Annotated in this window: 12 protein-coding genes; 4 read left to right on the forward strand and 8 right to left on the reverse strand. The window is 58.3% G+C overall.

The genetic code is table 11. The features are described 5' to 3' along the window. Window positions 1-126: 126 nt before the first annotated feature. Window positions 127-837, forward strand: coding sequence for a transcriptional repressor LexA (gene lexA, locus CHH27_RS06710; RefSeq protein ID WP_094070908.1), 711 nt, complete (start codon window positions 127-129; stop codon window positions 835-837). A 17-nt stretch (window positions 838-854) separates the two neighbouring features. Here lexA and CHH27_RS06715 read toward each other — a convergent pair whose 3' ends face one another. Then, the gene (locus CHH27_RS06715; RefSeq protein ID WP_094070909.1) at window positions 855-3353 is read right to left on the reverse strand and encodes a ComEC/Rec2 family competence protein; all 2499 of its coding nucleotides are present in this window, start codon (window positions 3351-3353) and stop codon (window positions 855-857) included. 36 nt (window positions 3354-3389) lie between these two features. Between CHH27_RS06715 and gltX the strand changes: the two genes are divergently transcribed. From gltX to CHH27_RS28055, 3 genes are all read left to right on the forward strand, one after another. Next, complete coding sequence (gene gltX / locus CHH27_RS06720; protein ID WP_094070910.1) at window positions 3390-4814, forward strand: glutamate--tRNA ligase; 1425 nt, start codon at window positions 3390-3392, stop codon at window positions 4812-4814. Window positions 4815-5049: 235 nt separating this feature from the next. Beyond that, window positions 5050-6342 carry a citrate synthase gene (gltA, locus tag CHH27_RS06725; protein WP_094070911.1) on the forward strand — a complete coding sequence of 431 codons (1293 nt, stop codon included), beginning with the start codon at window positions 5050-5052 and terminating at the stop codon, window positions 6340-6342. A 403-nt stretch (window positions 6343-6745) separates the two neighbouring features. Next, a complete protein-coding gene (locus tag CHH27_RS28055; RefSeq protein WP_208988630.1) occupies window positions 6746-9172 on the forward strand; it encodes a methyl-accepting chemotaxis protein in 2427 nt (808 codons plus the stop codon). A 92-nt stretch (window positions 9173-9264) separates the two neighbouring features. Here the strand turns inward: CHH27_RS28055 and lpxB are convergent, their stop codons facing one another. The 7 genes from lpxB to rseP form a co-directional block, all read right to left on the reverse strand. Further along, window positions 9265-10443: a lipid-A-disaccharide synthase gene (gene lpxB, locus CHH27_RS06735; RefSeq protein WP_247646200.1), complete on the reverse strand. Its 1179-nt coding sequence runs from the start codon at window positions 10441-10443 to the stop codon at window positions 9265-9267. Window positions 10444-10451: 8 nt separating this feature from the next. Further along, window positions 10452-11330 (reverse strand): LpxI family protein, encoded by an 879-nt coding sequence (locus CHH27_RS06740; protein WP_094070913.1) that lies wholly within the window; start codon window positions 11328-11330, stop codon window positions 10452-10454. A gap of 4 nt (window positions 11331-11334) precedes the next feature. Further along, window positions 11335-12132, reverse strand: a complete 798-nt coding sequence (lpxA, locus tag CHH27_RS06745) for an acyl-ACP--UDP-N-acetylglucosamine O-acyltransferase (protein WP_094070914.1) — start codon at window positions 12130-12132, stop codon at window positions 11335-11337. Window positions 12133-12138: 6 nt separating this feature from the next. Then, a complete protein-coding gene (gene fabZ, locus CHH27_RS06750; protein WP_094070915.1) occupies window positions 12139-12603 on the reverse strand; it encodes a 3-hydroxyacyl-ACP dehydratase FabZ in 465 nt (154 codons plus the stop codon). Window positions 12604-12657: 54 nt separating this feature from the next. Beyond that, window positions 12658-13695 (reverse strand): UDP-3-O-(3-hydroxymyristoyl)glucosamine N-acyltransferase, encoded by a 1038-nt coding sequence (gene lpxD, locus CHH27_RS06755; protein WP_094070916.1) that lies wholly within the window; start codon window positions 13693-13695, stop codon window positions 12658-12660. 78 nt (window positions 13696-13773) lie between these two features. Further along, a complete protein-coding gene (gene bamA, locus CHH27_RS06760; RefSeq protein ID WP_094070917.1) occupies window positions 13774-16155 on the reverse strand; it encodes an outer membrane protein assembly factor BamA in 2382 nt (793 codons plus the stop codon). Window positions 16156-16319: 164 nt separating this feature from the next. After that, window positions 16320-17462 (reverse strand): RIP metalloprotease RseP, encoded by a 1143-nt coding sequence (rseP, locus tag CHH27_RS06765; protein WP_094070918.1) that lies wholly within the window; start codon window positions 17460-17462, stop codon window positions 16320-16322. Window positions 17463-17465 lie beyond the last annotated feature (3 nt).

A 17465-nucleotide genomic window follows, 5' to 3' on the forward strand; every position in this document is an offset into this window, starting at 1 on the left:
TAACCACTTGAGCGCTTGATCGGACAGAGGGAACAGTAAGAGAACATTTACCCTTGCAGAACACAATGAGAACAGGTACTGTGTTCTTGATTTGTACCAGCCCATTCTGCGGTAGGGGATGCCGATATGCTGACGCGCAAGCAGTACGAACTGCTCATGTTCATTCATGAACGACTGAAGGAAACCGGTGTTCCGCCGTCTTTTGATGAAATGAAGGATGCGCTGGACCTCAGATCCAAGTCCGGCATTCATCGTCTCATCACAGCGCTCGAAGAGCGTGGCTTCATCCGGCGCCTGCCCAACAGGGCCCGCGCCATGGAAGTTGTCCGCCTGCCAGACTCAATCGCACCCGGCCTTGGCGCCCCGCGGCCGCGGGGCAGCTTCTCGCCAGAAGTCATCGAAGGCTCTCTCGGCAAGCCGGAGGCCCCTAAACCGGTCGAAGAACCAGTCGCCGCCGGAACCGAGATCCCCGTAATGGGCCGTATCGCGGCCGGTGTGCCGATCGAGGCGATCCAGACACACAGTCATTCGATCACCGTGCCACCGGAACTGCTTGGCAAAGGGGAGCATTATGCCCTGGAAGTCCGCGGCGACTCCATGATCGAGGCCGGCATCCTTGATGGCGACACGGTGCTGATCCGCAGGACGGACAGTGCCGACAGCGGTGATATCGTGGTCGCTCTTGTGGATGACGAGGAAGCAACGCTGAAGCGCCTGCGCAAAAAAGGCGCCTCGATTGCTCTTGAGGCCGCAAACCCGGCTTACGAAACGCGTATTTTCGGCCCGGGACGCGTACGCGTTCAGGGACGTCTGGTGGCCCTCTTCCGACAGTATTGATCTGTCCCGAAAGCCGGTCACCGGGTCTTGTTGCCCTCTGATCGCCGGAGACTGTCATAGGTCACAGTCCCCGGAAGATGCCAGGCTCGTGGCGGGTCTGGAATGGCATGAACCAGGCGCTCAATGATGGCGGTTCTGCCATTTTCAACTTCAGTTTCGTTGCCGCGGCCACGCGCGGTGGCCTCGAGGGCCGGTCCCCTCGATGTCCGGCTTGAGAGCCAGATGGCCACAGCTCCGCGTCGTGCTCTGATCACCTGGTCAATCACGAGATCTGCGCCGCAACTCTCCGGAACGATAAAATCGCTCACGATAAGATCGGCATGTTGACAGTCATCTGCCAATGCGTCCAGTGTTTTGGGAACGGCGATATGGACAGGCTCCGCCTTGCCCGTCGCCGCCTCTTCTGCGTTCTTGCCAAAAGCGCGGATGACGCATCCTTGTGCGTCACACCGCCTCTGAGGCGCTGTCATCCTGCGCGACTCAAGCGCCCGCGACGGAATACCTTCAGCCTGAAACCAGAGTTCCGTCGCAAAGGAACTTCTCCGGCCTGAATACCGAAGGTTGCCTTCTGCATCCCGAGCGGCAAGTGATCCGCCCTTTGCCGCGATCTGAAGATCGGGCGGCCTCGTTTGCGCTGCCGAAACCACTCCGCCTGCAAACAACAGCGCTGCGACAAGACGCAGACGCCCCGGCAACAAAAGGCCGGCGAACAGGGAGCCGAGAAGCAACAGGGCGGCCACTGCATCCAGTTTGCCGACAGCGCCCTGCCCTGCGTCCAGGGCGGAAGTGAACTCGGCCACGTCGAGAAGGACCGAAATCCCGAATGACATGACAGTCAACGGAAGCTCCGCCAGACCGAATGGCATCAACACCAGCGCAAGAACGCCCATCGGCATCACCAGCAAGGTGAAAACAGGCATGCCAAGCAAATTCCCGACAAGACCATAAGGTGCAACACGGCCAAAGTGATGTGCGCCGATTATCCCTGTGGCAAGCCCGGCAACCAGAGCAGTCACGAACAGGCCCGCCCCCCAGGCACCAACCGACCTGACAATGCGGGCTCGGAGGCTCTGATCGCGGGTCATTCCCTGAAAATCTGTTCCCCGACGCCGCCAGAGCTCATAAACAGCGACAAGACAAATGACCGCCGCAAAAGACATCTGAAATCCAGGGAAAAACAGTCGCTCGGGCGCAAGCATCAACAGTACCAGGGCGGCCAGTGCAACACTGCGCAGGGTCAGGCCGCGTCGCCCCGCCAGGATACCCAGAAAGACGAGGGCAATCATCAGGTAGGAACGCTGGGTGGCGACGCTCGCCCCTGACAGGAGCAGATAGAACGTTGCCGCGAGAAGCGCTGCGACAGCCGCCCACTTGTGCGTCGGCCAGCGCAGGGAAAGGGCTGGAACCAAGGCCAGGAGCAGCAGGACCCCACCATAGGTTCCACCGGCAAAAAGTGCCATGTGAAGACCGGAGATCGCGAGAATATGAGCAAGGCCGGAAGCCCGCAGCGCTTCCTCCTGTTCTTCGGTGATCCCGCTGCGGTCTCCAACGAGCAGGGCGACAACCAAAGCCGTTTCCGGCCGGTCCCCAAGATCAGTTCGAATGCGGTTCGCAAGGTCACTGCGCACCCTCGCCACCATGGCGGCAACGCACAGCTTCAGGCCACCTTCGACCACCCCAAGCACCTCGGCGGGACCAAAACTGAAACCTGTCGCACCGATTTGCATGAAATAGGCCCGAAAGGAAAAATCATAGCCGCCTGGATGCACCGGGCCGGGTGGTGGAAACAGGCGCCCTTTAAGTCGCACCCTCTCACCAACCTGCCCGGCACTCCCCTTTGGTACGCGCAAGCGTAGTCTGTGCGGAAAAGCGTCTGGATCGACGGCCTGCCGACTGACCGCCTCAACAGACAGAACCAGCCGATCGTGCTTCGGGCCGAATTGGCGCTCCAGGACGATCCCGCCGACTTCGACAGTCATCGGTATTGCAAGCCTGGGTGCGTCAACCAGGCTGCTACGCAAGCTCGCCGTCCCAAGGCCCGCTGCAGAGGCCAGCAAGAGCACGGAATACCATGCAAGAGCCTGTTGGCGCCCGGCGCGCAGCGTGATCAGAAAGGTACACGATCCGACAAGCAAGACTGCAATTCGGGACGGTTCGCTCGGCACCAGGAAGTAAACGGCAATCCCGGCGGCGAACGAAAACGCAACCCATAACAGCCCCTGTTCGTCCCAAAATCGATCAAAGTTCGTCACCCCGGACGTGTTGCGGACGTTGTAACGAGGCAGCCAGCCTTTCCGCCCGCCAACTCCATGACGGTCGGAGGGGCCCTGTTCTGCCTCTATTTTTCGTTGGGTATCGCTGGAGGGTTCCGCGCTAGGACGGTTTTTATAGTCGATCTGAGGATCCGACCCCGTCGCCGACATGCCTCCTCGCTTTAAGCTCAAGAAACGGCCGGACTTGCTATTTTGCCTTGCCGAAGCCTGTGCTAAGACCGCGCCACCAATCTGGCGCCTCATGCGCCCACATTCTGACAGAGACTTTCAAAAAGCACCATGGCACACGACATCGTCACGCGTTTCGCACCGTCCCCGACCGGCTTCCTGCATATTGGCGGCGCCCGCACCGCGCTTTTCAATTGGCTGTTTGCCAAGCATCACGGCGGCAAGATGCTGCTGCGCATCGAAGACACAGACAGGGCGCGCTCGACCGAGGAAGCTGTCGAGGCCCTGATCGACGGCCTCACCTGGCTCGGCCTCGATTGGGACGGTGACCCGATTTCCCAGTTCTCACGCGTCGACCGGCACAAGGAAGTCGTAGACGAGATGCTGGCCGCCGGCACTGCGTATCGCTGCTATTCCACTCCGGAAGAACTCGATGCCATGCGGGAGAAAGCCCGCGCAGAAGGCAAGCCGCCCCGTTATGACGGCACCTGGCGGAACAAGGATGCCTCGGAAGCGCCGGACGGGGCGAGCTTCGTGATCCGTATCAAGTCGCCTGAAGACGGTGAGACCGTTGTGGACGACATGGTCCAGGGCCGCGTGGTCATTCCCAACAAGGATCTTGATGACTTCGTGCTGATGCGTTCCGACGGAACCCCGACCTACATGCTGGCCGTCGTTGTTGACGATCACGACATGGGAATCACCCACATCATCCGCGGTGTTGACCACCTGACGAATGCGGCTCGCCAGACCTTGATCTTCCAGGCGCTCGGCTGGGATGTCCCGGCCATGGCGCATATTCCGCTGATCCATGGACCAGATGGGGCCAAACTGTCCAAACGCCACGGCGCCACCGGTGCCGAAGCGTATCGCGCGATGGGATATTTGCCCCAGGCCATGCGCAACTACCTCGCCCGCCTAGGCTGGAGCCATGGCGATGAAGAGATCATGTCGCTGGAAGACATGATCAAATGGTTCGGCATGGATGCAGTCGGCCAGTCCGCTGCCCGTTTCGACTTCAAGAAGCTGGAAAACCTGAACGGGCACTACATGCGCGCCACGTACGACGCAGAGTTGCTCGCGCATTGGAAGGTTTACCTCGCGCACGCGGAAAACGGCGCGCCCGTTCTGGAGTGGATGTCGGATGCAGCCAATGAAAAAACGGCTCTGACCGCGCTTCCCGGCCTGAAGGAACGAGCCAAGACGCTGGTCGAACTGACCGAAAGCGCCTCCTATCTGTGGCGCCAGCGTCCTCTAGACACGGACGAAAAAGCGGCAAAGATCCTCTCTGACGACGCCAGGGCCATTTTGCGGGACCTGCACGTGGTCCTGTCCGGCGCTGCCGACTGGCAGGCAGAACCGCTTGAAGCCGCCGTCAAGGCCTATGCGGAAGACAAGGAACTGAAACTGGGCAAAGTGGCGCAACCGTTGCGCGCCGCACTTACAGGACGTGGCACGTCACCCGGCATCTACGACGTACTAATTGCACTTGGCAGGGACGAATCTCTGGCTCGTATCAGCGATCAGGCTGCTTGAGCTGACAGGCGAAAGACCGCTTTCCGGCAGAATTCCGGGCGCTTGCCATTCCGCTACGGTCTGGAAAGCGGTCTTTGACCAAAGCGTTATATCGGCCAGCTTGCGGCAGTGCAGTAAATGGGCTACCCAAGACGCGAAAAATTCTCCAGTGCTGTCCGGCCGTGGGCATTCGCCCTTCATCCAGAGGGGCCAAACATCAGGACGGCACATCCGGTTAACGTAGAGGGGTTTCTGTATGGCCGACAACAACGCCAAGCTCAACGTCGGTGGCAACGACCACGATTTCGACGTTCTTGACGGATCCATCGGACCGTCGGTTGTGAACATCTCGTCCTTGTACAAGGACACCGGCATGTTCACCTATGACCCGGGCTTCACCTCGACCGCGTCTTGTGAATCCAAGATCACATACATTGATGGCGACGAAGGCACCCTGCTTTATCGCGGCTACCCGATTGAACAGCTCGCGGATCACGGCGACTTCCTGGAATCCTGCTATCTGCTGCTGTATGGCGAGCTGCCGACCAAGGCGCAGAAGGACGACTTCGTCAATCGCGTCACCTATCACACGATGATCCACGAGCAGATGAACCGCTTCTTCTCCGGTTTTCGCCGTGACGCTCACCCCATGGCCATCATGGTCGGCACCGTCGGCGCCCTGTCCGCCTTCTACCATGACAGCACCGATATCACTGACCCGCATCAGCGCATGGTTGCTTCCCTGCGCATGATTGCGAAAATGCCGACCATCGCCGCAATGGCCTACAAGTACCATGTCGGCCAGCCATTCGTTTATCCGCGCAACGATCTCGGTTACGCCGCCAACTTCCTGCACATGTGCTTCGCGGTGCCTTGCGAGGAATACAAGGTGAACCCAGTCCTGGCCCGCGCCATGGACCGTATCTTCATCCTGCACGCCGACCACGAACAGAACGCGTCCACCTCGACAGTGCGTCTTGCAGGCTCTTCAGGCGCCAACCCGTTTGCCTGCATCGCTGCCGGCATCGCCTGCCTCTGGGGCCCGGCTCACGGCGGCGCCAACGAAGCTGCGCTCAACATGCTGTCGGAGATCGGCTCTGTCGACCGTATTCCGGAATTCGTTGCCCGCGCCAAAGACAAGAACGACCCGTTCCGTCTGATGGGCTTCGGTCACCGTGTTTACAAGAACTATGACCCGCGTGCGCGCATCATGCAGAAAACGACGCATGAAGTGCTCGGCGAGCTCGGCATCAAGGACGATCCGCTGCTCGACGTCGCCATGGAGCTGGAAAAAATTGCTCTCAATGACGAGTATTTCGTTGAGAAGAAGCTCTATCCGAACATCGACTTCTATTCCGGCATCACGCTGAGGGCCCTTGGCTTCCCGACCACCATGTTCACCGTGCTGTTCGCCCTTGCGCGTACTGTCGGCTGGATTGCCCAGTGGAAGGAAATGGTCGAGGATCCGTCCCAGCGCATTGGCCGGCCGCGTCAGCTCTATACCGGCGCAACCAAGCGTGACTACACGCCGATCGACCAGCGCCGCTGATAGATCCGCTGCCAGCCGGCAATTAAGAGACGTATTTGGATGCGCTCCCGAGATTCGGGAGCGCTTTCTTTTCCCTAACGGAATCCGTGCATTCTGAAGAAAACATTTTCCGCGTTTCACCAGGCAAACGAAGACAGTTTCCAAAATCGAGTGTTCCCTGAATAAGCAGGTTTCGAATTCTCCCAAGCCGCCAACAAAATGAGCACCAATTCATTCGCACTCAAGAAATCTTTCTACTAAAATTTTAGTTTAAAATGCGAATAAATCGGGAAGAAAGTTATCCATGAACCAATACTTTTAAATATTGCTGGGTTGCCAATTTTTACAAATAATAAGGAATCTGCGGCTAGCATACTCCTCAATAAGTTCGCGTGGAACACGCTCGGGGTCTTGAGGGGTAAATATGAATTTCCTGAAATTCGCTTCTGATCTGAAGTTTGGCGTAAAAGTCGGCGGCAGTTTTGCAGCTGTTGTTGCGCTTACAGGAATTGTCGGCGGCGTTGGCGCATACAGCGTGATGACCCTCTCCGAACGGATGGAAGTTGCCAAACAGTCGACTTCTACCATTGCGCAATTGCAAAGCCTCGCCAGCAAGCGCGAAAATTATCTATCGACCCAAGACACTGCTTCCGCTGAAGAGGCGCTGAAAAGCATTGGTTCCCTCGGTGGCGAACTGGAGATCCTGCAGACCCAACTGATGGCCGACCCTCAGGCGCAGATGCCGGTTCAGGAGGCTGCCAAAGCAGTGAGGGACTTTGGTGAAGCTTTCCAGGCAGTCGTTCTGCTGACGGACGCTCAAAAGGAAAAACAGGCTCAGCTGGACAGTGCTGTTCAGAGTCTTGAAGCCGCCGCGTCCCAAATTCTCGGCAAATCCCTGATGGCGCGCGACGGCGTCAGCCAGGACGAAACAAATGCGCGCAAGACTTTGGTTCTTGCCAACAAGGTCGGTCAGGCTGCCGCAGGCTTCCAGGAAGAATCGCTGACCTTGCAAAACCTCTTCAATGCGGCAGCCAACAATGCAAAGCAGCTTGCCGACATCAAGGAACGGGTTGCAAAGCTGGTGCCGTCTGCAAAGCAGATGGCCGCAAACAGCTTTGAGGGCGTGGACCCTGGCAAGTTCTCGCAGCTCGCGGCAAAGACGGCTGAACTGGAACAGACCCTCGACAAGCTTTCGCAGACCAAGGACTACATCGAGATCTTTGACCTGACGGATGCCGCCAAGGCCGGCTTCGAAACCCTGGTTTCAAGCGTCAAGGAGATCCGGTCGCAGGCGAATGTTGCAATTGACAACGTCTATGCGCAGGCTGATGAAATCAATCAGCGTTTCTATGTTGTTGACAGTGCCGCAGATACGGTCATGCAGATTGAAGCCGATGCAAATGCGGTGAAGGCGGCTGCCTTCTATTTCATGCTGAAGCCGGACGACACCTCGGAGGCTGCAGTCACCAAGGGCATTGAGGACCTCAACAAGCTTGCCTCGCGCCTGGAAAAAAGCGCCAAGGATTTCCCGGCAATTGCCGACCAGGTCCCCGCGGTCAAGGCGTCTCTGGACTCGTTCGGTTCAAGCTTTGCCGAACTGGCGACAAACCAGTTCGACCTCGCCAGCAAGATTGGTGAGATGAAGGAACAGTCGCAGACCGTCCAGGCACGGATTTCCGAAATCTCCGCGGAACAAAGCGAGGCAGCCCAGGCGTCCAGCACCAACGCGCTGAGTGTGATCACCCTTGCCCTTCTGGCCGCCGTTCTGGCCGGCGTCGGCATGGCGGTCGCTCTGAATTTCGCCGTGACCCGGCCGCTGCGCCGCACCACCGAGACCATGTCGCAGCTCGCCGATGGCAACACTGATGTTGATATCGACGGCGTCGAGCGTGGCGACGAGATCGGCGACATGAGCCGCACCATGCAGGTGTTCCGCGACAATGCCGTGGAGCGGGTCCGGCTTCAGTCAGAGACCGAACAGGAGCAGCAGTTTCGCGCCGAACGGCAAGCGCGGGTCGAAGACCTGATTTCCACCTTCCGTGAAAAGGCAACTGAAGTTCTTGGATCTGTTGGAGAAACAGCCACGACCCTCGACGGGACCGCACAGGACCTCAGCGCGATTGCCAGCCAGAGTTCCAGTCTCGCCGACAGCACTTATGGTGTGACCGACGAAGCCACCCAGAACGTTCAGACAGTCGCCAGCGCCGCCGAGGAACTGGCCGCTTCGATTGCGGAAATCTCGCGTCAGGTCAACCAGACAACCCAAGTCGTGGACCGGGCGACACAGGGCACCCAGGTCACTAACGAGAAGGTTCAGGGCCTGTCGACCGCTGCGACAAAGATCGGTGAAGTGGTCAGCCTGATTCAGGCCATTGCCGAACAGACAAATCTGCTGGCACTCAATGCCACCATTGAAGCTGCACGTGCCGGGGAAGCCGGCAAGGGCTTTGCCGTTGTCGCGGCAGAAGTGAAAGAGCTCGCGACGCAGACCTCCAAGGCGACGGAAGAGATCTCCTCGCAGATTTCCGAGATCCAGGGAGCGACCAAAGATGCCGTAACCGCGATCGAGGCGATCACGCAGACCATGGACGAAGTCAACGAGTACACCTCAACCATCGCTGCAGCTGTTGAACAGCAAGGCGCCGCGACCAACGAGATCTCCGTGAACGTCCAACGCGCTGCGGAAGGCACCGGATCAGTGAAAACCAACATGTCGGATCTGTCACAGGCCGTTTCCCAGACCAGTCAGAACGCCAACCTGGTGCTGGGCGCCTCCAGCGAGCTGTCGCAGAAGACCGAAGGCCTGAAACAGGAAGTCAATCACTTCCTGGACAATGTGGCGAACGCCTGAACCAGACCCTTTTCAAACAACAAACCCCGGAGGCGACGGCTTCCGGGGTTTTCTTTTGCTTTCCCGTCAGTTGCGCGTGAGGCTGACTGAGCTCACTCCTCAGGGAATGACTTCATGGCCGCCAGAACAACATCAGCCGCTGCTGCCCGCTGGCTGTAGCCATCCGGCAATCTCATCTCCACATCAAGACGTTTCAGTTCCGCGATCTGCAGGTCGCGCTCAGGGCCGCCCCTGAGCAAACCTACCAGATGATCCGCCAGGATTTGGGGCTGAACTTCCTCATCGAGAAATTCCGGGATCGCCTTGTTGCCCAGGATGATATTCGGCAGCACAAAGGACTCCACGCTTGCAAACTCGAAGACCTTGTTCAGATCCTTTATCCGCCGAAAAAACCAGTCGACCTTGTAAGCAACCACCATTGGCACGCCAGAGAGCGCAAGCTCCAGGGAAACCGTACCGGAGGCCGCAAGCGCGGCGTGAGCCTGCCGAAAGGCAGCCTTTTTTGCGGCATCGCCGGTCACGATGTCCGGCTGAACAGGCCAGCCGGCAACGCCCTCCCGTATTCTATTTTCCAAATGCGAAACCGCAGGAAGAACGATCCTGAGGTTGGGAACCTGATCCGCCACCAGTGTCAGGGTTTGGCCGAAGTCTCCCAAAAGACGATCGATTTCGCTTCCGCGGCTCCCCGGCAAAACAACGAGAACGGGCAGGTTTTCTTCGAGCGGCGTCCGTTCGCCGTCCGACGGCCTGAGTTCGTCTGCCTTTTCGCATAGTGGATGGCCGACATAGTGCGTTCTGGGTCCGCCAAGGCGCTTGTGAACCGCTGGTTCGAATGGCAGCAGCGCCAGCAACTCATCCACATAGGCACTCATCTTCTTCGCGCGGCCAGGGCGCCAGGCCCAGACCGACGGCGACACATAGCCAACCACGGGAATATGAGGAGCCCGTTTCCGCACGCGCTTTGCAACATTATGCGTAAAATCAGGACTGTCGACGATCACCAGCACGTCCGGTTTGGCGGCAACCACCGCGTCCACCGTCTGGTACACCCGCCGTACAATGAGCGGCAACCTGGCGATCACTGCCGTCAGTCCCATGACAGAGACATCGCTCATGTTGAAGAAACTGGTCAGACCGAGGCCGGTCATCTTTTCGCCGCCAACCCCACAATAGCGGACACCTTCGCCAAGACGGTCATTCAGGGCCTTCATGAGCTCAGAGCCGAGCTGATCGCCCGATTCTTCTCCCGCCACGATGCAGATAGTTGGCATCCGGCCTGTCATGACCGCTCCGTTCCAGCGGCATGAGAAATGCCGATCAGAAACACTTTCGACTGGTTGGCCTTGCGGATGGTTTCCTCGCGCTCGGCAATCAGCGCGCCATCTGCTTCCACGGCAATGCCGGCGAGACCCGCGGCAACAGCAAGATCAATGGTATTCGGACCAACAGCTGGAAGGTCGACCCGAAGATCCTGGTTGGGTTTGGCCGTTTTCACGAGAACACCCGATCGCCCCTTGTTCCGGATGCGTCCGATCCTTTTCAGATCGGCACAGCGCTGCAGCATCGCGTCTGTGCCTTCTGCCCCTTCCAGGGCAACGACCCGGCCCCCGATGGCGACAGCCGCCTGTCCGATATCCAGTTCACCAAGTTTTTCAGTTGCAGCGAGAGCCAATTCGACGTCACGCCAATCGGCCTCCCTGGGCTGTACCTTGCCCAGAACTCCGCTTGAAGCCAACAGTTGCGGCGCAACGTCCTTGATCCCCACGACGCGGTATCCTTCCTTCTCAAACAGCCGGATGACCTTGGTCAGCAGACTGTCATCACCGCCAGCCAGGGCGCGTATGATTGCAGGCAAGCGTTTCAAGGTCCCGAAATCACCCAGAATGGACGTGAAATCAGGGCGTTTGGAAACACCACCTATCAGCAGGACATCCTGGCAGTCATTGGACTTCAGAAACCTGTAGAGCCGGCCAATCTCACCCCAGCCGAGTTCCGCGTGGGCGCGCGCTCGGGTTGCCTGATCCGCTTCTCCTCTGATGGCCACAATCCTGAAATCGCGGCCTGCGGAAACGAGACCGTCTGCCACCTGTCGCGGCAAGGTTCCGTTACCGGCGATCAATGCGATACGGGGCGCATCTTGCAGGGTCCTGCCTGCCATGACCTCAATCTTCGCTGCGCGGCGTACAGAAGCGCCGGTCTTCCTTTTCCAGGATAAAGTCGGTCACTGTCTTGACCAGCGGTTGGTCAGCCTGCTCGGCAGCCAGGGCCTCCGCTCGGCCACGCAACGTGCCCTCTTCGACCTCGAACAGGGCCCGGTAGGCCGCGCGCAGCGCATGGATCTGCTCACGCGGCAAGCCCTTTCGCTTCAATCCGATCAGGTTGAGGCCTGCCAGTCGCGCCCGGTCACCAATGACGGAACCGTAAGGAATAACATCGAATTCCACTCCCGTCATACCGCCGACGATAGCGCCCGTTCCGATCCGGGACCACTGACGAACGGCACTGAGGCCGCCCATGATGACAAAGTCCGCAAGTTCAACGTGGCCGGCCAGCGTTGCGTTGTTGGCAAGAATGGCGTGATTTCCGACCAGGCAGTCGTGTCCTACATGAGATCCCATCATGAACAGGCAATTATCACCGACGCGCGTCACGCCGCCGCCGCCCTCTGTTCCCGGGTTCATCGTAACGTGTTCGCGGATCTGGTTGTTGGCCCCGATTTCAAGCCGCGAAACCTCACCGGCAAATTTCAGATCCTGAGGCTTGTGCCCGATGCTGGCAAACGGAAAAATATGCGTACCTGGACCAACATGGGTGTGTCCGGCCACCGCAACATGCGCTTCCAGAACGACATTGTCGGAAAGCGAGACATTACCGCCCACAATGGAATACGGACCAATACGGACATTTTCGCCGATTTTGGCACCGTCTTCGACAATGGCGGTAGGATGAATTTCAGTCATGCAACCTCACGCATCTATCAGCATGGCGCTGACTTCCGCTTCCGCAACCTTTTTGCCGTCTACAAGCGCGACGGCATCGAATTTCCAGATATTGGCACGCTGCTTGATTTTCTTGACGTGAAAGTGAACCTGATCGCCGGGCTCCACAGGCTTGCGGAACTTGGCCTTGTCGATGGTCATGAAATAGACCAACTGTGGCGGCGCATCATCCCCCCGCGCATGTACACACAGAGCCCCGGCGGTCTGCGCCATGGCCTCGATGAGCAACACACCTGGAAAAACGGGTCTTTCCGGAAAGTGTCCGGTAAAGTGAGGCTCGTTGATGGTGACGTTCTTGATACCAATGCAACTGTTGTCGCCGTCCATTTCAATGATCTTGTCGATCAGGAGAAATGGATAACGGTGCGGCAGCAGCTTCATGATCTTCATGATGTCTGCGGTCGCCAATGTCTTGTTGTTTTCGTCTTCCATAAAAAACCCCTGGGCAGTTGCTGCCGAAAAGTTATCGATTGTCCGAATTATCGTTTACGACCCGCCGCCGCGCTCTGCAAGTTTTCTCAGGGCAGCAACCTCCCTGAACCACTGCTTTACCGGCTTTGCCGGCGTACCGCCGTATCGCCCACCGGCCGGAAGGTCTTCGCTGACGACGCTGACGGCGGCGACCTGAGACCCCATGCCTATGGTCACGTGCCCTCGAACACCGGTCTGTCCGCCGATGGCGACAAAGTCCTCCAGCGTACAGCTTCCCGAAAGCCCGACCTGGGACACCAGCACGCAATGCCGACCAACGACAACATTGTGCCCGATCTGGACCTGGTTATCGATCTTGGTACCCTCACCGATCATCGTGTCCCGGTTCGCACCCCGGTCAATGGTCGTGTTGGCGCCAATCTCCACGTCATCCTGAATGATGACCCGTCCAACCTGCGGCACCTTCAGGTGTCCGCCCGGCCCCATGGCATATCCGAAACCGTCCTGCCCACAGGCGACACCCGGATGCAAAAAGACCCTGTCTCCAAGCACGGAATGTTGCACGGTAGAATTCGGGCCAATGATACAGTCACGCCCGATCTTGGCGCCACGGCCAATTACGGCATTTGACCGGATGACGGTTCCTGCACCGATTTCAGCGCCCGCTCCAACAACCGCGCCCGGCTCTACGGTCACATTGTCTTCAAGCCTGGCTTCCGGGTCCACATGCGCCCTCTCGGAGACAATCGCATCTCCTTGATCGCGCGGCCGCATGGCCGCCGGATAAAGCTGTGCCAAGACCATTGCCCAGGAACGGTAGGCATCGGCACACACCAGAACCGCAACACCTTCCGGCACCTTGTCCTTGTGTCTCTTGCCGACCAGACAGGCAGCTGCCGTGGTCGCTTCGAGTTGTTTCAGGTACGCGGTGTTGTCGAAAAAGACCAAAGCGCCAGGTCCGGCATCTTCAAGCGGACCGACACTCGAGATTTCCAGTGAGGGATCGCCGCGATAAATTTCGGCATTCGCCCACTTGGCGATATCGCTCAGCGAAACCGGGGCTGGCGCCTCGAAGAAACTCGGCTCGGACATGTCGTTACCCTTCTCGCCTCAAAACAAAAACGGCCGCCGATCATATCGGCGGCCGTAACTGTTCTATGAGACCGCAGTTTAGAACCTTGTGCCACCGCTCAGACGGAACACCTGGGTCTTGTCGTCGTCATCCTTGACCAGCGGGTAGGCAAAGTCGGCGCGGAGCGGACCGAACGGCGAGTTCCAGCGGATACCTGCACCAACGGACGCGCGGATGTTGAAGTCGTTTGAGTCCACCCGGCCGCCATTGTTCTCGACCAGGTTGACCAGATCGCTGTCGGAGTCCCACAGGGAACCGGCATCTGCGAACACCGCGCCACTCAGGCCGAATTCCTTCGGAAGGACCGGGAACGGGAAACGTGTCTCGGCCGTGGCAGCGAAGTAGAACTGGCCACCAAGAGCGTCACCGGTCCCTGCGTCACGCGGGCCAATGCCCTGGTTTTCGAAACCGCGCACAAGGTTGCCACCCAGCATGAACTGTTCGGAAACACGCAGCCGCTCGTCACCAAGGGCGAAGATGTTGCCACCGCGAACGGACAGGCTACCAACGAGACCGTAGTCTGCCAGGATTTCCTTGTAGGCACGTGCCTGAGCTTCGGTCTTGACGTAGAAGCTGTCGCCACCGAGACCGGCAAATTCCTGACCGAAGGAAACGTACAGACCGTCAGTCGGGTCAAGGTTCCGGTCAAGGGTGTTGTACCGCAGCTCATAGCCGGCAAGGGACGTCAGATATGTGCCGAGCGAGTCACACACAGCCAGCGACAGACTCGAGGTGTCGCAGTTGTTGATGCCGGTAGACTTGTTGTCGGGGTCCGAGTTGTCCTCAGAGAAGATGTTATAGAACAGGCGAAGCGTCAGCTCTTCCTCGCGCAGCGGCAAGGTGAAACCGAAACCGCCACCGGTCTTCTTCTGGTCAAACGAACGGTAGTCATTGGCATCGTCGATCTTGCGATACACGTCCAGATCAAGAGCCACCCTGCGTCCCATGAAGAACGGTTCGACAAAGCGGAACTCGTAGGACTGCGTGTCTGTACCGCCACCAACCGCGACTTTGACGAACTGACCGCGACCCAGGAAGTTTTTCTCTGTCAGAGAAATATCACCGATCACGCCATCGACCGTCGAATAGCCAACACCGAAGGAAATCTCACCGGTCGGTTTTTCCTCGACACGGACATTCACCACAACACGGTCAGGAGAGCTGCCCTGTTGCGTGGTCACAGACACCTTCTCGAAGAAGCCGAGATTGCGCAACCGCCGCTCAGCCTTGTCGATCAGGGCACGGTTGAAGGCATCACCTTCAGCAATATCGAATTCGCGGCGAATGACATATTCGCGGGTGCGATCGTTGCCAATGATGTTGATGCGCTCGACATAGGCCCGCGGACCTTCTTCGATATAGTAGATCAGCGAAATCGTGTTGTTGTCATAGTCGCGAGCACCACGCGGCCGAACACGCGCAAAGGCATAGCCTTCTTCCGAGACACGCAGCGTAATATCTTCAACCGTCTGCTCAACGCGAAGCGAGTTGAACGTGCGGCCACTCTTGGTCCGAACCAGGCGACGCAGTTCTTCCGGATCGACATCCGGGATCGTCGATACGATTTCCACATCGCCGATCTCGTACTTCTCGCCCTCATCGACGGTGAAGGTCACGTAGAAGATGTTCTGCTCGCGATCGAGGTCGGCGCTAACCGAAACGATACGGAAATCGGCATAGCCCTTCTTGTTGTAGTACTGACGCAGAAGCTCTTCGTCAGCAGCAAGCCGATCGGGATCGTACGTATCCGTGCTGCGCAGCCAGCTCAACAGACCGCTTTCGCGCGTCCGGATCACGTCACGCAGGCGACCGTCGCTGAACGCGTTGTTGCCAATGAAGCTGATCCGCTCAACGCCGGTTTTTGCACCTTCATTGATCTCGAAAACCAGATCGACGCGGTTCTGGCCGCGGTCGATGATCTGCGGATCAACGGATGCACCGTACCGTCCGGACCGGCGATAGGCTTCAAGAATGTTCTGAACGTCAGCCTGAACCTTGGCGCGCGACAGCATCGAGCGCGGCTGAGACCGCACGGCTGTTTCAAGCGCGTCATCCTTGATCTTGCGGTTACCCTCGAACGAAACCCGATTAATGATCGGGTTCTCCGTAACGGTAACGACCACGGTGCTGCCACGCGGGGTGATATCAACCGTGGCAAACAGGCCGGTTGCATAAAGCGCCTTCAAGCTCTCATCGACATCGAAGGCGCTGTACGAGCGCCCGGGCACGATGGTCAGGTAGCTGATAACCGTTTCATCCTCGACACGGGTGTTCCCGTTGACCTGGATGTTGCGGGCGACGGCTGCTTCTGCCTCGCTGACAAGCGACACAGGCCCAAAGGCCTGCGGCATGGCCGAACCGGCCGTGAAAATCGCTGCCGCAAGCAGAACGGCCCGTGTAAGTTTCTGCAATCGCTGCATTATTGCGCTATGCCTTTGTTTTTAATACCCCTCCCGGGAATCCGCACTCACCCCAGCAGATTCTCGGAACCGACGAGTGTTTTATAGGTTTTTACCGATAACGCAACCGCCCTTCCGGGCTGAAAGCGATTTAGTCTGAAGACGTTGCGTCAATGTCACGGGTCTCATGAATTTGTCCCCACCAGCCGCATGATATCCTTCCAGGTGACAAACACCATCAGCATGAGCACAAGCCCCAGCCCGATCCGGAAACCAACGTCCTGAACGCGCTCGCTCAAGGGTTTGCCGCGCAACGCCTCGGCTGCGAAATACACGAGGTGACCACCGTCGAGAATCGGGACCGGCGCAAGGTTGATCAGGCCGATGCTGACCGACAACACCGCTGTCAGCGAAATGAGCGGCAGGATACCCAGATCGGCGACCTGTCCGGAAATCTGTGCCACGCGGATCGGCCCGCCCAACTGGTCAGCCGACTGCCGCTGTGTGATCACGCCCCAGATATAGCTGGCCGTCCCATCAATGATCCGCCAGGTCTCCCGACCTCCTTCGGCAATTGCCTCAAGCGGTGTGTATTTGATGAGCACCACGTTTTCCGGGTTTGCAGCACCGCGCAGCCCAATGTCGCCAGCCACCTGGCGTTCGCCCATGAAGACTTCTTTTTCCTTCGCGTCCGGCGTTACGGTCAAGGTGACCATTTTGCCGTTCCGATCCACTTCAAACACCAGTGGTGTATTGGCGTTCATCAGGACGACCTGACGCAACTCGTTGAATGTCTGGATCTTTCGCCCGTCGATTTCCTCGATGACGTCTCCGGCCTGGATCCCTCCGCGCTCCGCTGCGCCGCCGGCAAAGACCTCTTCCACGACCGGACGCAATCCCTGTTTGCCAATCATCACGAACAGGGCGGCAAAGATGACGATGGCGAGAATGAAGTTGGCAATCGGTCCGGCTGCGACAACGGCCGCCCGTTGCCAGACAGGCTTGGCGATGAACGCGGTCTTGCGCTCCTCTTCGCTCATCTGTGCAATCAGTTCGCGACTGGGCACGCTGGCGGCGTTTTCATCGCCAGCGAATTTCACATAGCCACCAAGCGGGATCCAGCACAGCTTCCAGCGCGTGCCCTTCCTGTCGGTACGCCCGATCAGCTCACGTCCGAAACCAACGGAAAACGCATCCACCTTGACGTTGCACCAACGTGCGACGGCAAAATGCCCAAGCTCATGAAAAAACACCACAATCGTGAGCACGAACAGAAACGGGACTATCGTGCCGACGATGAGAGAGTAAGCGGAGAGAAGAAGATCCATGTA

This window comes from Labrenzia sp. VG12 (assembly GCF_002237595.1).
Lineage (GTDB): Bacteria > Pseudomonadota > Alphaproteobacteria > Rhizobiales > Stappiaceae > Roseibium.